The sequence below is a fragment of the Flexivirga oryzae genome (genome assembly GCF_014190805.1).
Lineage (GTDB): Bacteria > Actinomycetota > Actinomycetes > Actinomycetales > Dermatophilaceae > Flexivirga > Flexivirga oryzae.
The window spans coordinates 999,357-1,023,911 of the sequence record NZ_JACHVQ010000001.1 but is presented as its reverse complement, the minus strand read 5'-3'; the positions used below and the strand labels follow the sequence as shown (position 1 = coordinate 1,023,911).

25 protein-coding genes, 1 tRNA gene and 2 pseudogenes are annotated in these 24,555 nt (G+C 65.6%); 15 read left to right on the top strand and 13 right to left on the bottom strand.

The annotated features are described in order from the left end of the window. From FHU39_RS04690 to FHU39_RS04665, 6 genes are all read left to right on the top strand, one after another. Positions 1-243 (top strand): hypothetical protein, encoded by a 243-nt coding sequence (locus FHU39_RS04690; RefSeq protein ID WP_183319286.1) that lies wholly within the window; start codon positions 1-3, stop codon positions 241-243. A gap of 169 nt (positions 244-412) precedes the next feature. Further along, complete coding sequence (locus tag FHU39_RS04685) at positions 413-1,006, top strand: hypothetical protein (RefSeq protein WP_183319285.1); 594 nt, start codon at positions 413-415, stop codon at positions 1,004-1,006. Positions 1,007-1,276: 270 nt separating this feature from the next. Next, positions 1,277-1,468, top strand: a complete 192-nt coding sequence (locus FHU39_RS04680) for a hypothetical protein (RefSeq protein WP_183319284.1) — start codon at positions 1,277-1,279, stop codon at positions 1,466-1,468. Between the two features lie 291 nt (positions 1,469-1,759). Further along, positions 1,760-2,008 (top strand): hypothetical protein, encoded by a 249-nt coding sequence (locus FHU39_RS04675; RefSeq protein ID WP_183319283.1) that lies wholly within the window; start codon positions 1,760-1,762, stop codon positions 2,006-2,008. Next, positions 2,001-4,253 carry a type IV secretory system conjugative DNA transfer family protein gene (locus FHU39_RS04670; protein ID WP_183319282.1) on the top strand — a complete coding sequence of 751 codons (2,253 nt, stop codon included), beginning with the start codon at positions 2,001-2,003 and terminating at the stop codon, positions 4,251-4,253. Before FHU39_RS04675 ends, FHU39_RS04670 begins: the two co-directional genes overlap by 8 nt. Positions 4,254-4,456: 203 nt before the next feature. Continuing rightward, on the top strand, positions 4,457-5,242 hold the full coding sequence (locus FHU39_RS04665) for a replication-relaxation family protein (RefSeq protein ID WP_183319281.1): 786 nt from the start codon (positions 4,457-4,459) through the stop codon (positions 5,240-5,242). Positions 5,243-5,841: 599 nt separating this feature from the next. Here the strand turns inward: FHU39_RS04665 and FHU39_RS04660 are convergent. Further along, positions 5,842-7,434 carry an IS1182 family transposase gene (locus FHU39_RS04660; protein WP_183319280.1) on the bottom strand — a complete coding sequence of 531 codons (1,593 nt, stop codon included), beginning with the start codon at positions 7,432-7,434 and terminating at the stop codon, positions 5,842-5,844. Positions 7,435-7,588: 154 nt separating this feature from the next. Here FHU39_RS04660 and FHU39_RS25185 point away from each other — a divergent pair. The 3 genes and pseudogenes from FHU39_RS25185 to FHU39_RS04650 all read left to right on the top strand — a co-directional run. Beyond that, positions 7,589-7,921: pseudogene (locus FHU39_RS25185) on the top strand (DNA methyltransferase); the annotation flags it as partial. A gap of 52 nt (positions 7,922-7,973) precedes the next feature. After that, complete coding sequence (locus tag FHU39_RS23765) at positions 7,974-8,561, top strand: DNA-methyltransferase (protein ID WP_221185130.1); 588 nt, start codon at positions 7,974-7,976, stop codon at positions 8,559-8,561. Then, positions 8,554-9,162: an antirestriction protein ArdA gene (locus FHU39_RS04650; protein ID WP_183319279.1), complete on the top strand. Its 609-nt coding sequence runs from the start codon at positions 8,554-8,556 to the stop codon at positions 9,160-9,162. The genes FHU39_RS23765 and FHU39_RS04650 overlap by 8 nt, the downstream gene beginning before the upstream one ends. Before the next feature lie 912 nt (positions 9,163-10,074). On the opposite strand, the gene FHU39_RS25180 is transcribed toward FHU39_RS04650, so the two are convergent. Next, positions 10,075-10,674 carry a CDP-alcohol phosphatidyltransferase family protein gene (locus FHU39_RS25180; RefSeq protein WP_425484758.1) on the bottom strand — a complete coding sequence of 200 codons (600 nt, stop codon included), beginning with the start codon at positions 10,672-10,674 and terminating at the stop codon, positions 10,075-10,077. A 204-nt stretch (positions 10,675-10,878) separates the two neighbouring features. Here FHU39_RS25180 and FHU39_RS04645 point away from each other — a divergent pair, with 204 nt between their 5' ends. Then, complete coding sequence (locus FHU39_RS04645) at positions 10,879-11,160, top strand: type II toxin-antitoxin system VapB family antitoxin (RefSeq protein ID WP_183319278.1); 282 nt, start codon at positions 10,879-10,881, stop codon at positions 11,158-11,160. A gap of 143 nt (positions 11,161-11,303) precedes the next feature. On the opposite strand, the gene FHU39_RS04640 is transcribed toward FHU39_RS04645, so the two are convergent. Beyond that, the gene (locus FHU39_RS04640; protein ID WP_183319277.1) at positions 11,304-12,296 is read right to left on the bottom strand and encodes a hypothetical protein; all 993 of its coding nucleotides are present in this window, start codon (positions 12,294-12,296) and stop codon (positions 11,304-11,306) included. A 196-nt stretch (positions 12,297-12,492) separates the two neighbouring features. Here FHU39_RS04640 and FHU39_RS04635 point away from each other — a divergent pair, with 196 nt between their 5' ends. The 3 genes and pseudogenes from FHU39_RS04635 to FHU39_RS25175 form a co-directional block, all read left to right on the top strand. Then, positions 12,493-12,870: a helix-turn-helix domain-containing protein gene (locus FHU39_RS04635; protein ID WP_183319276.1), complete on the top strand. Its 378-nt coding sequence runs from the start codon at positions 12,493-12,495 to the stop codon at positions 12,868-12,870. Positions 12,871-12,912: 42 nt separating this feature from the next. Beyond that, entirely contained in the window at positions 12,913-13,560 is a 648-nt protein-coding gene (locus FHU39_RS04630; protein WP_183319275.1) for an ImmA/IrrE family metallo-endopeptidase, read from the top strand. Continuing rightward, positions 13,557-14,573 (top strand): annotated as a pseudogene (locus FHU39_RS25175) (recombinase family protein); the annotation flags it as partial. The gene FHU39_RS04630 and the pseudogene FHU39_RS25175, both read left to right, overlap by 4 nt. A 664-nt stretch (positions 14,574-15,237) precedes the next feature. Here the strand turns inward: FHU39_RS25175 and FHU39_RS04610 are convergent. Then, positions 15,238-15,313, bottom strand: a tRNA-Ala gene (locus FHU39_RS04610). Positions 15,314-15,392: 79 nt separating this feature from the next. Further along, positions 15,393-16,214 (bottom strand): siderophore-interacting protein, encoded by an 822-nt coding sequence (locus tag FHU39_RS04605; RefSeq protein WP_183319274.1) that lies wholly within the window; start codon positions 16,212-16,214, stop codon positions 15,393-15,395. 256 nt (positions 16,215-16,470) lie between these two features. On the opposite strand from FHU39_RS04605, the gene FHU39_RS04600 reads away from it, so the two are divergent. Beyond that, positions 16,471-17,304, top strand: a complete 834-nt coding sequence (locus tag FHU39_RS04600) for an SDR family NAD(P)-dependent oxidoreductase (RefSeq protein WP_221185129.1) — start codon at positions 16,471-16,473, stop codon at positions 17,302-17,304. Further along, on the top strand, positions 17,301-18,791 hold the full coding sequence (locus FHU39_RS04595) for an AMP-binding protein (protein WP_183319273.1): 1,491 nt from the start codon (positions 17,301-17,303) through the stop codon (positions 18,789-18,791). Before FHU39_RS04600 ends, FHU39_RS04595 begins: the two co-directional genes overlap by 4 nt. Before the next feature lie 111 nt (positions 18,792-18,902). Here the strand turns inward: FHU39_RS04595 and FHU39_RS04590 are convergent, their stop codons facing one another. The 8 genes from FHU39_RS04590 to FHU39_RS04555 are packed head-to-tail and all read right to left on the bottom strand — an operon-like array spanning position 18,903 to position 24,443. After that, a complete protein-coding gene (locus FHU39_RS04590) occupies positions 18,903-19,421 on the bottom strand; it encodes a DUF4442 domain-containing protein (RefSeq protein WP_183319272.1) in 519 nt (172 codons plus the stop codon). Beyond that, positions 19,418-20,074 carry a histidine phosphatase family protein gene (locus FHU39_RS04585; protein ID WP_183319271.1) on the bottom strand — a complete coding sequence of 219 codons (657 nt, stop codon included), beginning with the start codon at positions 20,072-20,074 and terminating at the stop codon, positions 19,418-19,420. The genes FHU39_RS04590 and FHU39_RS04585 overlap by 4 nt, the downstream gene beginning before the upstream one ends. Continuing rightward, positions 20,071-20,427 (bottom strand): ribosome silencing factor, encoded by a 357-nt coding sequence (gene rsfS, locus FHU39_RS04580; protein WP_183319270.1) that lies wholly within the window; start codon positions 20,425-20,427, stop codon positions 20,071-20,073. The genes FHU39_RS04585 and rsfS overlap by 4 nt, the downstream gene beginning before the upstream one ends. A 1-nt stretch (position 20,428) precedes the next feature. Next, positions 20,429-21,040 carry a nicotinate-nucleotide adenylyltransferase gene (nadD, locus tag FHU39_RS04575; RefSeq protein WP_281379652.1) on the bottom strand — a complete coding sequence of 204 codons (612 nt, stop codon included), beginning with the start codon at positions 21,038-21,040 and terminating at the stop codon, positions 20,429-20,431. Then, a complete protein-coding gene (locus FHU39_RS04570; RefSeq protein ID WP_183319268.1) occupies positions 21,037-21,234 on the bottom strand; it encodes a hypothetical protein in 198 nt (65 codons plus the stop codon). Before FHU39_RS04570 ends, nadD begins: the two co-directional genes overlap by 4 nt. Positions 21,235-21,268: 34 nt before the next feature. Next, positions 21,269-22,159, bottom strand: coding sequence for a sugar phosphate isomerase/epimerase family protein (locus FHU39_RS04565; RefSeq protein ID WP_183319267.1), 891 nt, complete (start codon positions 22,157-22,159; stop codon positions 21,269-21,271). Further along, positions 22,156-23,322: a DUF993 family protein gene (locus FHU39_RS04560; RefSeq protein WP_183319266.1), complete on the bottom strand. Its 1,167-nt coding sequence runs from the start codon at positions 23,320-23,322 to the stop codon at positions 22,156-22,158. Before FHU39_RS04560 ends, FHU39_RS04565 begins: the two co-directional genes overlap by 4 nt. Beyond that, on the bottom strand, positions 23,319-24,443 hold the full coding sequence (locus FHU39_RS04555) for a Gfo/Idh/MocA family protein (RefSeq protein WP_183320889.1): 1,125 nt from the start codon (positions 24,441-24,443) through the stop codon (positions 23,319-23,321). The genes FHU39_RS04560 and FHU39_RS04555 overlap by 4 nt, the downstream gene beginning before the upstream one ends. Between the last annotated feature and the right edge of the window lie 112 nt (positions 24,444-24,555).

Genomic DNA, 24,555 nt, shown 5'->3' with positions numbered 1-24,555 from the left:
ATGGTTGCCGTCTTCACGATCTGCACTATCGGTGTCTTCGTCTGGCTGGTCGGCACATTCCTGGCCTCCATGGTGAGCGGCGGGCTGTTCCGCTCCACCGCACACCGGCAGGCCGTCGAGCGTCGGCAAGCAGGAATGCAGGCGCGAGCAATCCGCGTCAAGCAGGCATTGGACGCCGAAGCCTTCGCCGCTCACCGGCGGATGGTCGCGCACGCCATGACCGAGCAGCGGAAGTCCCGCTGAATCATCCGAACTCGTCAGGGCACCGTCAAAACGCGACGGCATGAGCCCGCACTACCTGTCCGGATCCACCGGCTCGGTGCCTCGGAGGAGAGCAGTCGCCACTGTCTCTCCTCCGAGGACTTCGGACAGCACCCCACAACTCCTGGCTAAGAGAGAGATGAGAATGGCAATGTCCAAACCCAAGGCTACGGGCAGTCCGGCGCTGGCGCTGGAAATCATGCTCGCCCGCGACGACCTGACCCGATTTGTGCAACAGCAGGCCCGCGAAACCGCTGCCCGGGTCGGCTTCAGCTACGAAGCCTGCCCAGACGCACCCAGCACCTACCAGCAGCTGCGCGGCGCGTATGAAGAGAGCACCGCCAACGGCACCCCGCTGCCGATCTCCAACCTGTTCTGCGACACCTCGATCTTCTTCGACCCGGAGGACAATGTCCGCTTCCGGTTCTGGCACGACGTCAGTCATATAGAGCATGGGCTCAGCTTCGGCCTGGCGGACGAAACCGAGCTTGCGCTCTGGCAGCTCGACCAGGCTGAGAAGTACGGCTTCCCGAAGGGTTCGCTGCCCTGGACACTGCTGCACCACGATTTCATCGGGCAGATCCAGCTCATGGCCCTGATCGGGCGGTTCCCGATCCACCAGCGACGTTTCGTCACCGACTGCATCGAGTACGGCTACGACCACGGACTGTTGGAAGAGATCCGGCGTGTGCCCGCACCCGACGCACCGGCTCAGACTCGCTCCGACACCTTGGTGACGTCATGACAGCGCCCCACCGCCTTTTCTGTCAGTGCGTGCGATGTGTCGGCAGGCGGCCTGCGCCCAAACCGCACCCGAAACCGAAGAAGCCAGCTTCGCCACGCCGACGCTCGGTAGAGAGCCGGTGACAGATATGCCAAAAGGCCATGGCCTTCGCAGCCCCATGCCGTTCTGCCCGTTGTGCTTCCGGTACCTGACCCCGGCACAAGCGAGAGCCCACACCAAACACGCCCGGGTCATCCGCTGGCCCAAGCACAAGAAGCGTAGGTAGCTGCCATGAATGACGACTACGAGGGGATCGTCAGCAAGATCGCCCGGGCCTGTGGTGCGATCCTCCTGGGCTGTATGGCACTCTACGGCGCCATTGCCATCCTCGAAGCGATCTGGTTGCCACTCTGCATCCTGGCCTTCGTCATGGTGACCGGTACCGCGCTCTGGTTCGGGTTTCGCTACTGGCGCGGCTGGTGAACGTTCATCCAGACAGGCTGGCGTGGCGGGCGCCGTAATGCCCCGGGCCCTCGGCTGCCGCGTCCGCCATGTCAGGCGAAGATTCGATGAGTATTCCGTCGCAGTTGACCTCGGTACTCCACGCGCCGTTCGGTGATGTGGAATTCACAAACTGTATTGCTTAATGCATTCATGCATTAGATACTAGAAACAAATCAACGTGATGCACATGTGCATTAACCATCAGCTACCAAGCGGATGTGATGCAGGCATCTTTAGTGCGCCCTCAATAAGGGAGGAAGGAGGAAATTCATGTCTCGAACATACAAAGATTCTCGCGGAAAGCAGTACGCGAAGTCACACCCGAAAGGACGCCAGCACCAGCCGGGGCGCCTCATCGTGCGCGGTATCCGCCGCCGCCCGGTTGACGTGAAAAGACTGGGGCGGGCATTGCTCGACCTGGCACAGGCGCAGGCCGAAGCCGAAGCGCGTGCCGCTCACGACGAAGACACGACCGAGTCCAGTGCGACGGGCGACCATCAGGAGTCTGCGGATGAGTAAGCCGCTGCACCGGCGCGCGATTGGCTTCGACGCACCGGTCTCCCCCACCGACACTCTGGCGGTGCTGCTTGGGCTGGCGACGATCCCGGGACAACCGCGGATCGTCCTGGAAGCGGTAGCTCGCGACCACACCGCCGCCTGGCGGATCGGTGCCGACGAACCCGTGCTGCCCAAACTACGTGCCCTGTTTCGTGCGCATCTGCCGGACGTCAGCCTGCGCCCCACCAACTCGGTGTTCTCCGACATCAGCATTGAGGAGGCGCGATCGGTGAGCGCAGCGCATTCGCGCACGGTTCCGTTGCGGCACGACGTCGCCAGTATCGAACAAGTCACCCGGCAACTGTTCGACGTGTTTGCCTCGACCGCGGCGAGCGACGTGCTTCGGCTTCAGCTGATCCTCGGACCGCGCACCGCCCCGAAACAAGCACCCGTCATCGACGGCATCAGTCGCACTGTCATCGAGGGGAAGTTCGGCCAGTACGGATTCGGCTGCGCACTGCGCATCGCTGTCCGGGCTGGACACCCAGCACGCGCCAAACAACTGCTCTCCGCGACGGCCGCATGCTTCCGGGTGCTGGAAGTTCCCGGAGTTCGGATCAGTGCCCGGCGCTGCGGTCGTCGTCACGTCAACGAATTTCGCTCGCCGTTCTTCTGGCCGCTCTGGCTGTCGGTTGACGATCTGGTCGCGCTCACCGGCTGGCCGGTCGTTGGCGACACCGATCACGAACTTCCAGCGCTGCCACGCCGACACCCGAAACTGCTGCCAGCGGCCGCGGCACACCCCAGGCACGGGCGGCCTTTCGGTGACGCCGCCGAGCCCGCCCGTCGCGGTGTCACCCGTCCCATCGCTCAACCCCAAGATGATGCGTTGCGGCACACTCACCTCCTCGGGCTCAATGGCACCGGCAAATCCACCGTCATAGCGCACCTGCTGCTCGATGATCTACGTGCAGGCCGCGGGGCGGTACTCATCGATCCGAAAGGTGATCTGGTCGACGACATCCTTGCCCGGGTACCACGGGAGCGCCGGGAAGACATCGTGGTACTCGACCCCCGCCACGACCATCCCGTCGGGATCAACCCACTGGTCGGGCGTGACCCGGAACTGGCCGCCGACTCACTCCTGAGCGTTTTCCACACCCTCTTCGAAGACTCCTGGGGCCCACGTACCTCGGACATCCTGCATGCCAGCCTGCTGACACTTGCCCGGCGTGGTGACGCCTCACTCGTCATGGTGCCGCTGCTGCTGACCAACCCCGGCTTCCGCCGCTCCATCGTCCAGTCAGAAGCACGCGAAGATCCACTCGGGCTCGGCACCTTCTGGGCAACCTTCGAAGCCTGGAGCGACGGCGAACGAGCCCAAGCCATCCAGCCGCTGATGAACAAGCTACGCACCGTGCTGCTACGTCCAACGCTGCGCGGCATCTTCGGCCAACGAACCCCGAAATTCGACCTCTCCGAAGTCTTCACCGGCAACAAGGTGCTGCTGGTCGCTCTCGGCAAGGGTGCCATCGGCATCGAAGGAGCACACCTACTCGGCTCGCTGGTGACCACCCAGCTGTGGCACACCATCCTGGCGCGCACCAGCATCCCACCCGAGCAGCGCACCCCGACCAACGTCTACATCGACGAAGTCCAGGACTACATCGCCGGGCTCGGTGACCTCGCTGACGCCCTGGCAACCGCACGCGGCTACGGCGTCGGGTTCACCATCGCCCACCAGGAACTCGGCCAGTTGCGGGAGCACCGGGGTGCCGTGCTGGCCAACGCTCGATCGCGACTGGTCTTCCAACCCTCACCGGCGGACGCCCGTGACCTGGCCAACGGCTTCACCCCCGGCGTGCTGACCAAAGAAGACTTCCGCGCTCTCGGTGCCTTCCAGGCCTACGCCCAAGTCCTCTCCCGCAACAGTCTCACCCCGTGGGTGTCGGTGGTGACGCGGCCGCTACCACCTGTGACCCGTCGAGCCAGCAGCATTCGCGACGCATCGGCGGCGCGCTACGGCGCCAGCCTCGATCAGATCGAGCGTGAGCTGCTCACACTCGCACACACCCCGGCAAGCACATCCCCTTCCCCCGACACCGCCGGGGCGAACCAGGCAACCGACCAACTCTCCGATACGCACCAGAACACGCCAGACACACCCACCCGCACCCTGTCGGACACCTCAAGCGGTCAGGACGCCGAACAGTTCGGACGCCGCCGCCCACCATCAACAACCGAACCGAAAGGAGGTACCGCATGAGCGAAAATCGCAACACCCCCACCCCAGTTACCGGCGTACCGGCCGCTGTACCGCCCGGCTCAACTCCGGATGCTGCATCGACGCAGGTCAGACGGTCGCGGAGCCACATAGGGGCACCGAATACTCCGGCTCATGCTGAGCCGGAGCGCACCGGCCGCCCTCACTCATCAAGGGCGAACCGTGGGCGAATTGGCGGAGCCCAATTGGCACGCATCAACGACGGACTGAGCGACCGCGACCAGCACATCCTGGCCGATCTCGCCGTCCACGGCTACCTGTCCACCAAGCACCTCGAAGGCCTGCACTTTGCTGGTCACACACCTGTCACTGCCGAGCGTCTCAGCCGCCGCGTCCTACACCGTCTGCAGCAGCTCGGGCTCGTCCAGCCCATCCACCGCCGTGTCGGTGGAATCCGGGCCGGTAGCAGCGCGACCATCTGGCAACTCTCGCGAGCCGGTCGACGACTCATCGCCGTCAACGGTGTGGCGAAGCGGCCGCATGAGCCGTCACCGCGATTACTCGCGCACTCGCTGGCCGTCGCCGACACCCGCCTGGTCATCGCCAGGCTGCCAACCACCACACCGCACATCCAGTCCATTGACGTGCAGATCGAATCAGCAGCATGGCGGCGATACCACGGGCTCGGCGGCGACCGACGAATCCTCCAACCCGACCTCGCCGCCACCCTGCACGGCGAAGACGAACAGGGTGACTACCACGATTACTGGTTCTGCGAAATCGACTGTGGCACCGAGTCCATCCCCACTCTGCTGAAAAAGTGCCGCCAATACGACGACTACCGCCTCAACGGCAGCGAGCAAACCACCCTGGGGGTCTTCCCCCGCGTGCTCTGGATCATGGGCGGCGCACGCCGCCGCGAACGCACTGACGATCTACGCCGTCGGCTCAACCTGGCGAACTACCCAGGTGGGATGTTCCTGGTCACGACGCCGGAGGAGCTGACGGCGACGATTGGGGCGGCGCCATGAGCGGCTCTTGCGATGCAAACAGTTGCACGTACCTCAACTCGGCAACTGGCGTCGCACGGCTTGCGACACGGACGATGCCGCTGGGGAGGCCGTACTTGCCGCTGGCGACGAAGGTGTCACTTTCCCCGCGCCGCCATCTGGGACCTGGGAGCCGGAAGGCTCGACACGGCGAAACTCCCGCTCGAAACAGACACGTCGTATGCCGCATCACCGACATTGGTCAGCCGCAGATGTGAGGCGTCCACTCGTTGCAAATCCCATATTGGCGCGGGGACTGGAAACGCTGCATCAATAACGTCTGCAATGGCATCATCCCTGCTCGACGGCGACACAGCATCTCTCTCGCGCGCAGCCGTGATAGCACGACTGCGAGGAAGGAAAAGCCCAACTGCACCAACAACCACTAGGTGGCTGGTGTTGAACAGCTGCGTGTGGGTGAGGATGGTCGGCTGGGGTAGATCAGGTCACCGCGTGGGGCTGAGGCTGGCCGAGCGCGGCTGGTCGCCGGGCGGGACTGATGACGCTGGCCAGTCGAGTACGCCGGCTTGAGGGCGGATATGACGGCCAGGTAAGGGGTTTCGAGTCTGATCCTGGTGTTATCAGGCGGTCGCTGCCCATCCTTGACCGGTCGTGAACGTCACGGCGAGCACACTCAGGCGTACGAGGTTGACCGCGGCGGCCAGCAGGGAGAAGTCAGCGGCAACCTTCGTCGTGCCGCGGACCCGTGCCCTGCGCCCGCCGTGCTTGCGGCGCATCAGGTGCCCGATCTTGCGTTCGACCTTCGGGCGGGTAGCCCGGTAGTCGGCCACCCATCCCGGGTCCTGTTGCCGCCCGCGGGCATCGGTCAGCTGCCGTTCATAGGCGCCGACCTTGATGGTGCGGCCCTTCGCGGAGGTAGTGCACTGCTCCCGTAGCGGGCACTCGGCACACGCCGCCCCGAAACGTGCCGTGCCGGCACCACCCTTCCCGCGCCGGATCGGCGAGACTTGCCCCGCCGGGCAGGTCACCGTGTCAGCGTCCAAGTCCACCTCGAACTCGTCCTTGGCGAACAGGCCACCAGTATTGGACGGCGACTGGGTCTTGCACTTGTCATCGATCCCGGCAGCCTCCAGCAAGTCGTGGATCGGCCCAGTCCCGTACGCGTTATCCCCATACACGCCAGGCTCATCCGCGTCGCCGTGATCGCCGGCATCGTGATCGTCGGTGTCGAGGAGATCAGCGATCAGGTCTTGTGCGGCCGCGGCATCACCGGTGTTGCCCGGGGTCACGCCGGTAGCGGTGATGATCTCACTGTCCGGGTCGAGGCCCAGGTGCCCCTTGTACCCGTCGAAGGAGCGTGCGGCGGTCTTGTGCCCGTGCCGGGCCTGCGGGTCGACCGTGGAGATCACCCGATCTTTGGCGACCCGCCGCGCGATCGCGAACACCCCGTCAGCGTCTTGTTCCAGGTCCTGCCCCAGCACGGTGGCCAGCAACTGCCCCGCCGCGGCCACCGGTTCACTGACCGTCCGCCCCTCCAACACGGCCAGGGCGGCCATCCCGTCCCGAGCCAACTCATCGACCAACACCGCCCGGGCGACCTGGTCGTCCCAGTCACAGGCCGGTTTCCCCGCGCCCACGTAGTCATCATCACGGGCCAGCACGTCCCGGACCCGCGCCCCCAACTGCGCATCACACGCCTTGAGCAGCCCACGGATCGCCGACCGGATCAACGTGACCGTGTCCATCGTGGCGACCGCGTCATACAACGGGGTGGAGTCCAGCACCCGTTTACGCCCGACCAGTCCGGCAGCCTTGGCCACCTGCAGCACGGCATCGAAGATCCGGTCCGGCGCATCCGAGGCGGCCAGCCGGGCCCGCATATCAACCAGCACCGTGTGCACGAATCCCGGGTAATCGAAGTCCAGCCCGCCCGCCGCGTACTTCCACCGGGCGTCGAACGCGAACCGGTCGACCGCTTCCCGGTCACTGCACCCCTCGAAACGTTGCAACACCATCACCACCGCCACGATCATCGGCGGTACCGACCGGCGACCAACATCGGTGAACAAGTCCGCGAACATCTCGTCCGGGAACAACCGGTGGCACTGCCGGTGCAACAACCCGTAGATCGAGTCTTCGCCGATCCGCGGCTCGCAGAACGCGGTCGTCGAACGGAACAAATCAGCCTGGCTCGGAGTCACTCCCAACGTCACAGGCCAATCCTCCCGAACCCAGCACCAAGCAACACGGACCGCCACGCCACGAAAAACACCAGCGACCTAGAGCGATTGTCGCCAGAGAGCCCACTGCAACCCAGTTCATGGAACAGAAGATACGCACCGACTCTGACATCGACTGGAGGGCGTCATGAATGTTCCCCTCCCGCTCGGCCAAATCATCGCCGGTGATGCCCTCACCGTGTTGGAGACGTTCCCCACCGACTCCATCGACTGCATCATCACCAGCCCGCCCTACTTCCGGCTACGCAACTACGGGGTGGACGGCCAGGTCGGCCTCGAAGCACACGTCGATCAGTACGTCGAGGAACTGCGCGCCGTCGCCCGCGCTCTACATCGAGTGCTGAAACCGACCGGCAGCTTCTGGCTCAACCTCGGCGACACCTACAGCACCCATCCACGAGAAGGTGCGCCGCGCAAGTCACTGCTCGGTGCACCCGAGCGGCTCATGCTCGGGCTACTGGCAGACGGCTGGACCATCCGCAACAAGATCGTCTGGGCCAAAAACCAACCCGATGCCCACCAGCGTCCGAGACCGGCTCAGCACCACGCACGAGTTCGTCTACCTGCTCACCAAGAACCCGACGTACTACTTCAACCTCGATGCCATCCGCGAACCGCACCGCAGCCAGCCACCCAGCCACCACGACAAACGCGGTAGCAGCCGGCCGAGTAAGTACGCCACCGGGAATCCGGCGCTCGGCCCGAACAGCGACGGTGACAACGGCCTACGTGCCCTCAAGGCGAAAGGACTGGTCGGGCACCCGCTCGGGAAGAACCCCGGGGACGTCTGGCACCTGGCGACCGCCCACTACAAGGGCGCACACTTCGCGACCTTCCCCGAGCAGCTCGTCCGTCGAATGATCCGGGCAGGCTGCCCACCGGGTGGTCTTGTCCTCGACCCCTTCATGGGCGCCGGAACCACCGCGATTGCCGCACAAGTTCTCGGCCGCGACTGGCTCGGGATCGAGCTGAACCCGGAGTACATCTCGCTCGCTGAGCAGCGAATCAGGCAAGCCAGACAGCGGCGGGAACGGGCGCCACCAGCGAAACGCAGCGCGGAGAACCAATCAACGAAACCGAAAGGAGGTGATCATGAATGAGAAGCAACCACAACCGAGTCCGGGCGACCAGCCCGAACACGAAGCATCCCGAGAACGCGAGCCAGAACTCAACCCGAGGGTATGGATCGGCTCCCTGGCCGACTACAACAACGGCGCTCTTACCGGCGAATGGGTCGACGCTGCTGTCGATGACGAGCAGCTCATCTCGGAAGCACAGCGCATCGTGGCGAACAGCGAAGAACTCGGTGCCGAGGAGTACGCGATCTTCGACTACGACGACTTTGGAGACTTCCGGCCAGAGCAGTACGAGCAGCTCACGACGGTGGCCAAAGTCGCTCGTGGCATCCAGGAGCACGGTCCGGTCTTTGCCACCTGGGCTCAGCTGCACGACGCTGATCCGGACATGCTCGATGCCTTCGAGGACAGCTACCTCGGCGAGTACGACTCACCTGAAGCCTGGGCACGTGAAGTCCTCGGCGACAGCGACATCGAGCAACGCATCGAGACCGAGTTCGGCGACCATCTCGCCCCGTACATCCGCATCGACTACGAAGCCTGGGCACGTGATGCCTGGCTCAGTGACGATGTCTACGTCTGTCACAAGGACGACGGTGGGTGCTGGATTTTCAGGATCATGTGATTGTGCGGGAATTTTGCAGAAATATCTACATTTCGTGATTAAATAAAGGGCGCGGGCTCCCCAATCAAATATTGGAGGTGAGTCATGTCCCAAAATTGTGTCTTTCGCACAATTGCCATACTAAGTGTGATGACTTTTACGTCGCTCATGTTTACAGGATCACTGATGACGACCGTCGTCTCATCGACTGCCATCGTCCTTACATTAGCACTCATCCACCAACTCAGAAAGGCGTAAGCATTTCAGTCTGGGTAGCCCGCAATTACCCAGACGACGCATCCAGAGACTTCTCCCGCTGCCTGCGGACGTACTCCATGAGCATTGTAATAATGACGCTAACAAATGTAGTGGCAAATATAAGCCATCCAGGGCGATCAAAGGACGCCACTTGTTGCCTATTTGAATAGTACCACCAGAACAGATACCAGCAGCCAACCATTACTGAGACCACCACCGCTGGAGTCATGCTGTCAGTTATGAACGGCGATATAAGCGCAACCGAGATTAAAATCACCGAATAGGGACTAGTCAATGGACCGCCCGAAAAATACGTCACCCAACCCAGAATGCCGATAGATAAAAATGTGTCAACGTAGAGAACTATGTTACGGAGGACCCGTGTCCTCTCCTGGCCCCACTGAACAATCGCACTCGGCAGGAACGCCCTGAAGCTGTCTACAGTTCCCATAAATCCGAGGCCCACTACTAAAAGGCATGCAACCATGAAGCTCGATGGATACGACACACCCTTGAGCTGATTCCCCGCACGCGGCCGGTTTTCTACAACAGGGGCGGTTAAGAATATGTAGCACAACGACAGAAACGTGGCAATCGCGATGGCCGCTAACTGCGACCGCGGATCGAACGCCTCATCGGTTTGCTTCCGTTCTGCCGGGGATTCCAATGCCCCCGTCATATCTCTGTACGTCGCGCGACCACGCTGTTGCAAGAGTTTACGTAGTCGGCAAGCGTAACGATCCCAGCACACCCCACGACCCACGAGAACCACAGTGGAGAATCACCACGGAGTATCCAAACTAGCCCCCACGCCGCAACAAGAATGGTGTAAACAGCATGCAATCCACGCCCCGTCGCGACGACATGGTGCTTACGAATCATTTGAGCAGAGACTCCCGCCTGTATGATATCGCGAAGCACAATTATTGCGCCCGCACTCAAGATTGCGGGATGGGACACCGTCATCACGGCAATGCATGTACAGATAGCGACGTGGTCGATCGTACTATCCAACGCTCGCCGAAATGCCGTCTCGCGATCAATCGCCCGCGCAATCAACCCATCAACGATGTCGAGGACAACGAACGCCCCGAGCCAGACAGCCGCGCGCCCATGAGCATCGCCCAGGATAGCTATGACCACAAGTGTCGCTATCGGGATGCGAGCCACTGTAGGAGCCAAGGAAATTATGCCGCGTAAACGACTATGCGTCGAACCTTGCCTGGTCGATGAGATGACGGGCGAACTCGCTTGCAGTGGAAGGGTTGCGATCATTGGATATGGACGTCCGTCTCCGTCTGAGTTTGGCCGAGTCCCCCAGCCTAGTGGACGACCCGTAGATCCGTGTCTGAACCGAGGCCTCGGGAGCCTGCAGTCACCCGACCACCGCGGTCGAGGGCTGCACCACCCCGAGGACGGTGGCCTGTCACTGCGCCAGCAGGGACAGGGCGAACACCCTCAGGAAGGAGACAAATCGTCATGTCTGATGTCAAGACGTTGGCGATCCGCCTGGACGGTGACCTGCACAACCGGCTCACCATCCTGGCCAAGCTCACCGGCATCTCGATCACCGATGCGATCCGCAGCGCGATCGAGAAGGAAGTCGAAGCCATGGCAGCCAACCCGGATACCGCCGCCAAGGCGAGCGAGTTCCAGGACGCCATCACCCGGCAAGCCGACGAGCAGCGCGCTGCGATCGAGGCGCTGTTTGGCACCACGCCAAGCAAGCCCCGCACGCCGCGCAAGTCCGCGACCAGCTGATCCATCGGCTGGCTCGCACCTCCACCCATCCACCGGTCGGAGTCAGGTTGAGCACCACGTGCTCCCTGACTCCGACCCTCAACCCGAATGTCATTCCCATGCTCAAGCGGACCATCTGTACCGCAGCACCAGATCTTGCGTTGCTACCTGTTGGCGTTGACCTGCGTCTGGGCGTGGTCACGCAGCCACATGGCCGGGGTCCCAGAGGCGAGCGTCAACGTGAGAACGGTGACACACAGCATCGCAACGATCGCTGCCCGGGACTTCGCGGCGGGCGACAGACGATGCGTCAGCCCAGTCGGCGTGTGCGACTCGTGCAGAGTCATCGCCAGTGCCCGCAACGCCACGAACACGATAATGGTGGCCGCCAGCACCGCTGCCAGCAACACCGCCGCCGCGTCGCCCGAGAGCCAGCGACCGGCATCCGTCATCGCGCTCCACTTCGTGATCAACCCACCGCCCGGCAGAGCCTGGCGCACGTCCGCCAGGCTCTGTCCGTCGATGCGAGCGTCGTCCAGCAGCATGCTGGAGGCATACAGCAGCGCCGCACCCAGCACCGCGAAACCTGCGGTCAGTTTCGGACCACGCTGCCTGCTCAGCCACGCCACGATCACCAGGATGCCAACAGTGCTGCCGATGGCCGCACCGCCGATCAGGCGCAACGGCTGGGCACCGACCAGCGCGGCGCCCACACAGACGGCGATCCCGGCGACCATCGCTACCAACAGATACCCCCACACTGCATCGCTGTCGCCGCCGCCCTGAGGTGGCTGGACGTAGACCCGGTTGTCCTGATGCCAGTTCGACTGGCGGATATCAACGGTGTTGCCGTTGCCGTTGATGTGACTGTTGGCGTTGTTGTGCTGGCCCCGATCAGTCGGATGCTTGGCTCGTACGCGGTCCTGTCGGGCTGCGTGCCAGTTAAGCCCGACCGCGAAGAGACAGGACAGCACGAAGAAGACTCCGCCCGTCACCACCCCGCCCCACCGGCCCGTCAGGGCCGTCTCCAAAAACGAGATCACTGCTCCGCTCCACTCTGGAAGGTCCGGCCTCCTGAACCAGCCGGACGTGACGCACATCACGCTAAAGCCAGGCACCGACAGGCTCGACGCGATGCACCACTCGCTACGTCGCATCTGCCCGGCCAGACTGCCTACGTCCGGCCCGACCATCTGGTCCTGTCGGGTGAACGAACGGTTACACCGCACGTAGCGTTTCGGTATTCTTAAAGAAAGGCCGTCCTCCCATAAACGTTCTCGACTTTTCTACAACACATTTTCGATGCAACTCTGCATTGAAAGGAATATAATGGGAGGTAGAAAAGGAGAATATATGAATCTGGAACGAGCGGCCGAACTTGGCACGTACTTCAAGCGGAAGCGGCACGAGGCGAGGCTGTCGACTTACGACGTCAGCGAGAAGGCTGGGGTCATTCAGTCACAAGTCGTCCGGATCGAGAACGGCCAAATACGTAGTCCGGCTCCGGACACGTTGCAGCGGATCGCTGAAGTGCTGAAAGCTCCCCTCGCCGACGTCTTCGCGCTTGCCGGGTATCCACTGCCGAAAGGGCTGCCCGGGTTGCGGCCATATATGCGAGCCAAGTACCGCACGATGAGTCCGGAAGCACTGGATGAGATCGAGGCGTTTGTAGCGAAGCTCGCCACCCAACACGACCTGTCCGGTCCGGCATCAGGCGAAGACGAACAGTAACACCCACACAGATCAGTCACTAAACGAAAGGAGGCACACGCCATGCAAAACGCACCAACCCGAACACCCCTGACCACCATGCAGCCGAGCGTGCTCAAACGCCTCCGCTCGCTCACCCCTACCCGTCCTTGCACCTTCGCCGAAGCACTGCGCATCGCCGAACTGCAAGCGGCACGACTGCGCGAACTCATCGCTGCCACCGACGACGAATCGTTTCCCGTCGAATCCATCAGCGAACTGCCACGCATCCGCATCGAACGCCGCCCGTTACCCACCTCCGGCGTCAGCTACTGGGATCGAGACAACAGCGGATGGGTCATCGGCATCAACAGTGGCGAGTCCGAGGCTCGCCAGCGCTTCTCGCTGATCCACGAGTACAAACACATCATCGACCACGGCTCAACCAGCTACCTCTACACCGGTAGCCGATTTACCAGCGCTGACCGGCAAGCCGAGCAAGTCGCTGACTACTTTGCTGGCTGCGTCCTCATGCCCAAGCGGCTCATGCTGCGCGCCTGGGGTAACCGAGTCCAATCCCCCGAAGACCTGTCGTGGCTGTTCGATGTATCAATCCGCGCAATCTCCGTTCGCCTCGCCCAGCTCGGACTGACCGAACCAACCCCACGCTGCGCACTACCTCGAACTCGACCGATTCGCTCCGCTAACTATCAGAAAGCCCCTACCAGATGAGCTCACGAAAAATCGCCCGACCAGCCCCGAAGCCAGGCACCGCCTGGACATACCTGCGAGTCTCCACAGCCAGGCAAGCGTCAAAGGGTGGCGAGCCGGAGGGCTTGTCCATCCCGGCACAACGGGCCGCCAACACTCGAAAAGCAGAAGCGCTTGGTGCGGTCATCACCGAGGAGTTCCCTGAACCTGGGGAAACCGGTCGCAACACCAACCGCCCGGCCCTTCAAGAGATGCTCCGCCGCCTCGAGATCGATCCACCCGAGTTCATCATCGTGCACAAACTTGACCGGCTAGCACGCAACCGAGCCGACGACGTCATGATCACGCTCGCCATCGAAACGGCCGGGGTCAAGCTCGTCTCCGTCATGGAGAACATCGACGAGACTCCCGCTGGCAAACTCACTCACGGCATCCTGGGATCGATCAACCAGTTCTACTCCGACAACCTCTCCCAGGAAGTCAAGAAGGGACGCAACCAGAAGGCCATCACCGGCGGCACCAACGGCCGCGCACCGACCGGCTACATCAACAAGCGCGAGTTCCTGAACGGTATCGAACGTCGCTACGTTGAGGTAGATGCTGAGCGCGGCCCCCTGATGCGCTGGGCATTCGAGGCCTACGCCACCGGCAACTGGACTATCATCACGATGCGAGATGAACTCGAACGACGCGGACTGACCACGTTGCCGAGTGCCCAGTGGGCGTCCAAGCCCCTCACCAGGAGCCACCTGCACAAGTGCCTGCGCAACCGTTACTACCTCGGCAAAATCGTCTACAACGGGGTCGAATACGACGGGCAGCACGACGCGCTCGTCTCCGAGGACACCTTCAACCGCGTACAAGCAATTCTTCGCTCTCGAGCCCACGACGGCGAGAAATCGCGTGCTCACCCGCACTTCCTGAAGTCCAGCTTGTGGTGCCTGCAGTGTGAGTCTCGGATGGTCGTATCGGTCAACACCAACCGGCACGGCACCTCGTACCCTTACTTCGTCTGTGTCGGGCGCCACCAGAAGCGCACCGCCTGCCGCCAGAAGGCCCAGCGCATCGAGAAGATCGAGCAACGCGTCGAAGCGCTCTACGAACACCCCGACAACCACCTCACCGCAGACGAAGCAAGCGCCATACAGGACTACCTCAAGGACGAGATCGAGCGCATCCTGGCCAACAGCGCCGAGGAAGAGCGCCGCACCAAAGGCAAGATACGTGCACTCGAAGGACAGCGCCTCAAGCTGCTCCAAGCCCATTACGGGGGTGCCGTTCCTCTCGAACTGCTCGGACGAGAGCAGGCACGGATCAGCTCCGAGCTGGCCTACCTCAACGGCCAGCTCACCAGCTCCACCGCCTCAACCGAGACGACCACCAAGCACCTGGAAGACGCGCTCAGCTACCTCACCAACGTCGCAAGCGCCTACCAGAACGCTGGAAACCGCACCAAGCGCCAGTTCAACCAAGCCATGTTCGAACGCATCCTGGTCGGCGAAGAAGACGAACTCCAGGGCGAACTTCAGCAGCCGTACCAGACACTGACCCTCGCGAACATCCGCCGAGCCGCCACCGCGTACCGTCGGGCAACCCGACAGGCGCAGCGCGCATCAGACGTCTCTGACCTCACCCGAGCACAGAAAACCGCCCTTCTCACCCGTGTCCGCCGTGACGCGGGTGTGAAAGACGGTCTTTTGGTGGAGCATAGGGGATTCGAACCCCTGACCTCTTCCATGCCATGGAAGCGCGCTACCAACTGCGCCAATGCCCCGGGAGGGTGTCGGACCGGCATAACCGGCGACCGCCATACTCTAGCCAGCGACGGTCCGGAGCACCAAATCGGCGGGCGTTCAGGCGACCGGAGCCACCTCGTCCTCGGCCGCGAGTTCGCGCTTCCAGGTCCGGAACGCCTCCTCGGAGCGGCCGTGCCGCCAGTAGCCGGAGATCGAGGCGAGCGAGGCGGGGACCGCGCGTTCCTTGCGGAAGTAGGGCCGCAAGCCGCGCATGGTCACCTCGGCCTCGCCGTGCGCGAAGACCTGCACGACACCGTCCGGCCACGGCGCCGCCAGCACCGCGTCCCGCAACTGGGAGTGGTCCTCCCCGACCCGGCGCACCCAGTGCACCTCGAAACCGTCGGGCAGCGGCAACGCCACCTCGTCGGACGGCTCGCCGGTCTCGGCATACACAACCCCGCGGGCACCGGCAGGCATGCCACGCAGGGCCGCGCTGACCGCCGGCAACGCGGTCTCGTCAGCGACCAAGAAGTGGAAGTCCGCCTCGGCGCTGGGCGAATAGCCACCACCGGGACCCATCATCGGCAGCCTGTCGCCCGCCTGCGCCCGCGCGGCCCACGGACCGGCGATGCCTTCGTCGCCGTGGACGACGAAATCGATGGCGAACCGGCGGCTCTCATCGTCGACCTGCTGCACGGTGTAGGTTCGCAACGTCGGCTGCGCCTCGGGCGGAAGCGTTTCCTGCACGACGCCCAGGTCCAGCGGCTCCGGGTAGTCGACCCCGTCCCGGAGGAAGACGAGTTTGACGTAGGCGTCGGTCTGCGTGCGCGCCGCGATGGCATCGAATCCCGGGCCGGTGAACCACACCCGGGTCAGGTGCGGGGTGATCGTCTCGGTCGAGACCACGTGCAGGTCGTGCGGCGTGCGCGAGCGGGGCATTCAGACATCTCCTCGAAATTAGGTATGCCTAAGTTAACAGATGTCCTGTGTATGCCGACGCGGCGTGCGCGGGGACCTCGACACGGGCCTCCTCCGCTTCGCTCCCCCGCCCCTGCTCGGCCACCGCTGGGTTTCCGGCCGCATTCTCCGCTTCGCTCCCCCGCCCCGGCTCGGCCACCGCTGAATTTCCGGCCGCATTCTCCCCCGCCGCTGGTGACTGCTGCCACTACAGTGCGATCAGGGAGGTGACGCAGGGGTGCTCGAACGTGTGCTGTTCCCGCCGGTCCGGCTCGATCCGAACACCCTGCGAACACACGTTGCGGGCCGGCGGGTGCTGATCACCGGCGGGAGCCGCGGGATCGGAGCGGCGACCACCCGCCTGCTCGCCGGCGCGGGCGCCGACGTCGTCCTGGTCGCCCGCGACACCGATCGCCTCGAACGGGTGGCGGGTGAGGTTCGCGCGCAGGGTCGCGACGCGACCGTCATACCCACAGATCTGCGAGACCCCGAACAGTTGGAGGCGCTGCTGCGCCACCCGGCGGCGGCGGACCTGGACATCCTGATCAGCAACGCCGGGATCTCGATCCATCGCCCGCTGGCGCAGTCGCTCGACCGCCCCGACGACGTGGCGCGGACCATCGCCGTCAACCACCTGGCACCAGCCCGACTCGTGCTCGGACTGACGCCGACGCTGCGCGCGTCGCAGGGGTTCGTCGTGAACGTGTCGGCGATCAATGTCCTGCTTCCCCCGGCACCCGGATGGGCTGCGTACCAGGCCTCCAAGGCCGCTTTCGACCAGTGGCTGCGCAGCACTGCGCCGGAGCTGGAAAGCGTTGGGATTCAAGTCCGTTCGGTCTACCTACCGTTGGTCCGGACAGACATGATCGCCCCGAACCCCGCTTACCGGAACGCTCCGGCAATGACGCCGGAACGAGCCGCCGAGATCATCGGCGCGACCCTTGTGCGCCGGCGGCGCAACTACCAACCCTGGTGGACCACCCCCGCCACCACCCTGGCGTCGGTCCTGCGTGGCCCGACGGAAGCGGCATACCGCCGGTACGCGCGCACCCGGCAGAAGCACGTCCCGTGATCCGGCGGTCGCTGCGTGTCCTGCGCCGTGCCGGACTGCTCACTCCGCGCGCCGCCACCGGGCTCGGCGCAGGTCTGTTGACGCGGTCCGACGGGATCGACGCGGCGCTGCGCTATGCCGCGCTGCGTCACGGATCTTGCCCTGCCGTGACCGACGACACCAGGTCGGTGACGTATGCCGACATCGCGCGACGCGTCGCGAACCTCACGCGCGGCCTCCGGGACACCACCCACCCTGGCGAGCGGGCGGGTGTGCTCATCGGGAACGACGTCGACGCAGTCGCCCTGTTGTGCGCCGCCTCGCGCCTGCGGCTGAGCGTGTGGCCGGTCGACGCCCGACAGCCCGCACCGGCCGTCGCACAACTCGCCGTCGATCACGACCTGTCGGTGCTGTTCGGCACCGCCGTGGTATCCGCGTTCGGCGAAACCGTCTGGGACTCGGACGGATTCCAGCTGATCCGGCGGGCTCCTCCCCCGCACCGACCCGACGGGCACACCCTCGTCGTGCTCACCGGCGGCACCACCGGCGTGCCGAAGGCTGCGGGCCGCCGACTCTCGGCAACCACCATGTGGGCACAGTTCTGCGCGCTGGTGGACGACGTCGGACTCGCCCGCGGTGGCTCGTCATACATCGCTGCACCGTTGCACCACGGGTTCGGCCTGGGTGCGCTGCTCACCGGCATGATGCTCGGGACCAACACCCGCCTCAGCGCTCGGTTCGACCCGGGCACCGTTGGTCGCACCATCCGAAACCACCGGCCGGAAGTGCTCGTCGCCGTCCCGACCGTGTTACGGCGGCTGCTCGCCGACGACGCACGGGCACTGACCGGAGTGCACACCGTCGTCAGCGGCAGCGCACCGCTGGACGCCGACCTCCTGCAGGCCGTCCGGACGGGATCCGACGCACAGCTCTTCCACCTGTTCGGCACCAGCGAGGGCGCGTTCTGCGCGCTCGCGACACCCGACATGCTGCGCACCGCTCCGGGGACGATCGGCCGGCCGATCCCGGGAGTGCGGATCCGCGTCGTCGACGGTCAGCAGGCAGAAGCCGCGGACGGTGTGATCGGCGGCCTGCAGGTCCGCAACCGTGCGGCCATCGCGCGAGGATGGGTCCCCACCGGAGACCTGGCCCACCGGGACGCAGCCGGACTGCTGCACCTGGACGGACGGTGTGACGACATCGCCCAATCCGGTGGCGTGTCAGTGGCGCCCGCGGAGCTCGAGCGGGTGCTGCGCACCCACGGCGCCGTGCGTGACTGTGCGGTCGTCCCGGTCGAGGATACCGAGCTGGGCCACCGCCTAGCCGCGTTCGTCGTCGCCGAACCGGGCACCGTGCTCGACACCGACGAGGTGGTGCACTGGCTGCGCGACCGGGTCGCGCACGCGCTGCTACCGCGCCAGGTGCGGACGGTGACGGCGCTGCCGTTGACGCCCGCGCACAAGGTGGACCGGCAGGCGCTCAGTGAGCTTGCGCGGCAACGGGATTGAGGAGTCTCGGGTGGGGCGGGACCTCGATACGCTCCCCCGCTTCGCTCCTCCGCTACTCGGCCACCGCATTTTGCGGGGTGCTCCGGGCGGGGCTCGGCCGGCGCTGGTCTGCTACCGGCCCGCGTCGGCGCGTTTGCGGACGTAGACCTGCCGCCGGACGTGTGCGACGACGGTGCCGTCGGCCAGGCGCAGGTCGGTCTCGAACCAGTGCAGCACCTTCTGGCCGGACTCGGCCTCGGCGCGGATCTGCTCCGCCACCTCGCGGGGCACCTCGAAGCGGCCGTGCACGGTCGACGTGCCGGGACTCAGGTAGTCGATCTCCGCCTTGACGTCCCAGACGTAGTAACCCTTGCCCAGCTGGTTCCACAGCAACAACGCGAAGAACGCGTCGGACATCGACCCGATCGACCCGCCGAACGCGGTGCCCTGCTGGTTGCGGTTCAACCGGTTCAGCCGCAGCTCGGTGCGGCACACGGTCCAGTCGTCGGAGAACTCCACGACCCGGATGCCGGCCCCCAGCAGCGGCGGGTAGAGGCTCATGCCACGTGCCAGCCATCGGGGCGAGAACGTGCGGCGCTCCCCGAACCTGGACGCCTTCTTGCCCCGTCGCGAGGTGGCCGTGCCCCTCATCGCGACCTCGCCCCGGCCAGCACATCCGCCTGCTGCCGGAGGTTCCAGCCGGCGATCTGCCAGCCGCCGGCGTGCTCGACCAACTGCGCCCAGTGGCAGTTGCTCAGCCCCTGCAGCGCGTGCAGGGCGACCTGCTGCGGTATGCCGACCAGCGCCGCGCACAGGATGCGACCGGCGAATCCGTGGGTGGCGATGACCGCGGTCTCGCCGGGCTGCAGGTCGCCGAGCAGGTCGTGCACCCCGGCCAGCACCCGGGCAGCCACTTCGGCGACGGTCTCACCGGTCTCGCCGCGACGCAGGTCCTCGCCGGCCGCGATGCGGTCGAAGACCTCCGCCTGGGTCGCCCGGATCTCCGGCGTGGTCAGCCCGGCCCACCGGCCGACGTTGATCTCGCGGAAGCGGGCGTCGAAGCGCAGCGGCAGCTCGGCGTACTCGGCGAGCGCACGCGCGGTGTCGGCCGCACGCGTCAGGTCCGATGCAACGACCTGCGAGGGCCGGTATGCCGCAAGCCCTTCCGCGGCATCGGCGGCCTGCCGGCGCCCACGGTCGGACAACGGCGCGTCGAACTGCCCCTGCCACCGACCGGTCGCGTTGTGGGCGGTCTCGCCGTGGCGCCATACGAGCAGGCGACGGGGCTGCTCCCTGGCGCTCATGCGGTGAGGTCGATCGTGGGGCAATCGCGCCACAACCGGTCGAGCGCGTAGAACTCACGCTCCTCGTCGTGCTGCACGTGGACCACGATGTCGCCGAAATCGATGAGCACCCAACGGTCTTCGCGATTTCCTTCGCGACGGATCGGCTTGGCTCCGAGCTCGTGGAGGCGCTCCAGGACGGCGTCCACGATCGCGGCGACCTGCCGGTCGGTCTCCCCCGACGCCACGACGAACACGTCGGTCAGCGCCAGTTGGTCGCTGACGTCGATCGCGAGCACCGACGTGGCGAGTTTGTCCTCCGCTGCAGCGGCTGCGGCCTTGGCCAGGTCAACGGCCCGTGCGGTCGCGGTCACTTCATGCCTTTCTGTTCGCTTCGCCGGCATCCGGCTTGTAGAGCTGATATTTACCGATGTACTGGACGACGCCGTCCGGCACGAGGTACCAGACCGGCTCGCCATCGACGACGCGCTGCCGGCAGTTGGTGGAGCTGATGGCCATGGCCGGCACCTCCATCAGCTGCACGTGCTCGCGCGGCAGGCCGTCATCGGAGAGTACGTGACCCGGCCGCGTGACGCCGATGAAATGTGCGAGCGGCCACATCTGGTCGACCCCGCGCCAGGACAGGATCTGGGCCAGGGCGTCGGCTCCGGTGATGAAGAACAACTCGGCATCCGGCCGCTGCCGGCGCAGGTCGGTCAGGGTGTCCAGGGTGTACGTCGGGCCGGGACGGTCGATGTCGACCCGGCTGACGGTGAATCGTGGGTTGGACGCCGTCGCGATGACCGTCATCAGGTAGCGGTCCTCCGCCGGTGTGACGTCGCGGCCGGACTTCTGCCAGGGCTGACCGGTCGGCACGAAGACGACCTCGTCCAGCCCGAGGCGGGCCTGCACCTCACTGGCGGCGACCAGGTGGCCGTGGTGAATGGGGTCGAACGTGCCGCCCATCACCCCCAGCCGGGTGGTCAGTGCTCCGTCTCCCCTTCATCGCCGGACCGCTGCTGGTCGGCCGCGGTGTTGCGGAACGTCCAGCAGATGCCGAGCAGGAGCAGGAAGACGAGCATGGCGATCCCGCCATACATCCAGTGCGGCATCGGCAGGTGGTTCTCCTCCAGCTTGGGCACAGCGGAGTCTGCGGCGAACTGGATCAAGGACGACGTCATGCCGCACAGCTTATCGGGTATGACGAGCGCGGCCTCACCGGCCGCGCACCTCCGCCGGCCGGGCCGCGGGCAGGTCCGGAGCGATGAGTTCCGCGAAGCGCGCGGACACCTGCGCCACCACCTCGGCGAACGACGCGTCCCAGAGCTGCTGGTTGAAGATCTCGACCTCGATGTCCCCCGTGTAACCGGCTGCGACGACGGCCCGGGTCAGCGGCGTGAAGTCGATCGTCCCGTCGCCCATCAGCCCCCGGCCCAGCAGATTGTCGGCGGGTACGGGCGTCAGCCAGTCGCACACCTGGTAGCTCGCGATGCGTCCCGAAGCGCCGGCGCGGGCGATCTGCGCGAGCACCTCCGGGTCCCACCACACGTGGTAGGTGTCGACGACGACCCCGACCGACGGCCCGGCCGCCTCGGCGATGTCGATCGCCTGCCCGAGGGTCGAGACGACCGCACGGTCCGCCGCGAAGATCGGGTGGAGGGGCTCGACGGCGAGCGTCACCCCGGCTTCCTGCGCGTACGGCGCGAGGTTGCCGACGACCTCGGTGACCCGCTCACGCGCGCCCGCCAGGTCCTTGGACGCTCCCGGCATGCCACCGGCCACGAGGACGAGCACCGGCCGTGAGCCGTCGGCACCCGCCGCGGCGAGCGCAGCGGTCTCCTCGATGGCGCGCCGGTTGTCGTCCAGCGCTTCCTGCTGCGCCTGCCCCGGCTCGGCGGTGAAGAAACCTCCGCGGCACAGGCTCGACACGCGCAGCCCGGACGCCGCCACCAGACGGGCGGCACGCTCGAGCCCGACGTCGGCGACCGGCTCCCGCCACAGGCCGATGCTCTCGTAGCCGGCCCCGGTCGCCTCGTGCAGCGCTTCCTCGAGCGACGCGTGCTTGATCGTCGCCTGGTTCAGGGACAGGCGCGGGTGTGCACTCATTTCACGACTCCGTTCAGCGACAGCAATGCATGCCACCGATCGGCGGCGAGCTGCGGATCCTCCAGCGCACCAGCGGCATTCGCCAGCCGCACGATGTCGGACAGGTGCGGCAGGCTGCGTGCCGAGTGCAGTCCGCCGACCATCGCCGGCGATGCCTGGTGGCCGTTCAGCCAGCTGAGGAACGCCACACCGGTCTTGTAGTAGAAGGTCGGGGCGGCGAAGATCTGCCGCGAGAGCGCCTCGGTGGGGCGCAGGATGCGTTCGTAACCGTCGGTGTCGCCGTCGTCGAGCGCGCGGACCGCACGGGCCGCGAGTGGCGCGACCGCCGCGAACGCGCCCAGCAGCGAGTGCGAGAAGTGCCCGGGCTGCTCCGTGCCGTCGCCACGAATGAGGTCGACGTAGTGGAGGTCGTCGCCGGTGAACATCGCCGCGGTCCTCGGCAACCGGGCGCGCACGTCGAGCTCCGCGGCCGCGTCCAGCAGGCTCATCTTCACGCCTGCGACCTTGTCGGGGTGGGCCTCGATGATCCGGATCAGCGTCGCAGCCGCCTCGTCGCCCGCACCGAAGTACCCCTCCAGCGCCGGGTCGAAGGCGGCGCCCAGCCAGTGCAGGATGACCGGCGCTCCCGCGCGCTGCAGCACTGCCCCGTAGACCTTCTCGTAGTCGGCCGGCGAGGTCGCCGCCCGCGCCAGGTGGCGCGATGCCATCAGCACCACGCCCGCACCGGCGTCCTCGGTGAACTGCAGTTGCTGCAGGTATGCGTCGATCACCTCGTCGAGCGAAATCGCCTCGTGGTCCACGTGATCGGTGTTGACTCCGACCACCACCGAGGCGCGCGCCGACTGCGCCTCGGCGGCGCTGCGACGGATGAGTTCGCGGGTCGCGGCCGGGTCCAGGCCCATGTTGCGCTGTGCGGTGTCCATCGCGTCCGCGACGCCGAGCCCCTGGGACCACACGTGGTGCCGGAACGCGAGCGTCGCGTCCCAGTCGAGGTCGGCGGCAGCACCCGGGGTGTTGTCCGCGTGGGCGTTGGGTATGACGTGCGCGGCGGCATACACCACTCTCGAGCGCAGCGGCCCGGACGGCGCCGGCGCCGCCTCGACGTCCCGGAGCGGCTGGGTGTGTGTCCGACCGTCGGGATCGAGCAGCAGCAGGTCGCTCACAACGTCACCTCAGGCACCTCGATGCGCCGCTGCGCGCGGGCGCTCTCCAGGCCCTTCTCTGCCAGCAGCACGCCGCGCGCCCCCGACAGGAAGTCGTACGGGAACGGCGTGTCCTCGACCACGTGGCGGATGAACTCCTCCCACTGCACCTTGAAGCCGTTCTCGAAGACCTCCGTCTCGGGCACCTCGTGCCAGTCGGACGGGTAGTCGTGGCCGTCCGGGACGTCCGGATTCCAGGTGGGTCGCGGGGTCTCGTTGCGGTGCTGGATCTTGCAGCCCCACAGCCCGACGACGGCGCTGCCGTGGGTGCCGTCGACCTGGAACTCCACGAGCTCGTCGCGGTTGACCCGGGTCACCCAGCTGGAGTTGAGCTGTGCGGTCACCCCGCCGGCGAGCTCGAAGATCGCGTAGGCCGCGTCGTCGGCGGTCGCCCGGTAGGTCTCGCCGCTCTCGTCCACCCGCTGCGGGATCTCGGTGGTGGTGCGCGCATAGACGGACTCGACTCTGCCGAAAAGGTTCTCCAGCACGTAGTTCCAGTGCGGGAACATGTCGACGACGATCCCGCCGCCGTCCTCGGCGCGGTAGTTCCAGCTCGGCCGCTGCGCAGGCATCCAGTCGCCCTCGAACACCCAGTAGCCGAATTCGCCGCGGACGGAGAGGATCTGGCCGAAGAAGCCGGAGTCGACCAGGCGGCGCAGCTTGCGTAGCCCGGGCAGGTAGAGCTTGTCGTGCACGACGCCGTTCTTGATGCCGGCCGCGTCAGCCAGCCGGGCGAGCTCGAGTGCGTCGGCGTAGGTCTCGGCCGTCGGCTTCTCGGTGTAGATCGCTTTCCCAGCCGCAATCGCCCTGCGCATGGCGGGAACCCGGGCGCTGGTGACCAGGAAGTCGGCGTAGATCGGCCAGCGTTCATCGGCCAACGCCGCTTCCAGATCGGTCGTGTAGTGCTCGATGTCGTGCCGCTTCGCGATCTCGGCCAGCTTGGCCTCCGTGCGGCCGACCAGCAGCGGCTCGACCTGCACCCGGCTGCCGTCCGAGAGCAGCACGCCACCCTGGTCCCGGATGGCCAGGATCGACCGGACGAGGTGCTGGCGGTAGCCCATGCGCCCGGAGGCGCCGTTCATGATGATGCCGAGGGTCTGGGTCGACACGACTGCTCACTTTCGGTGTTGGCGATGTCGGAAAGCGCTTTCCGCCCACGCCAGCGTAGAGCCAGCCACCGCAATAGACAAGAGT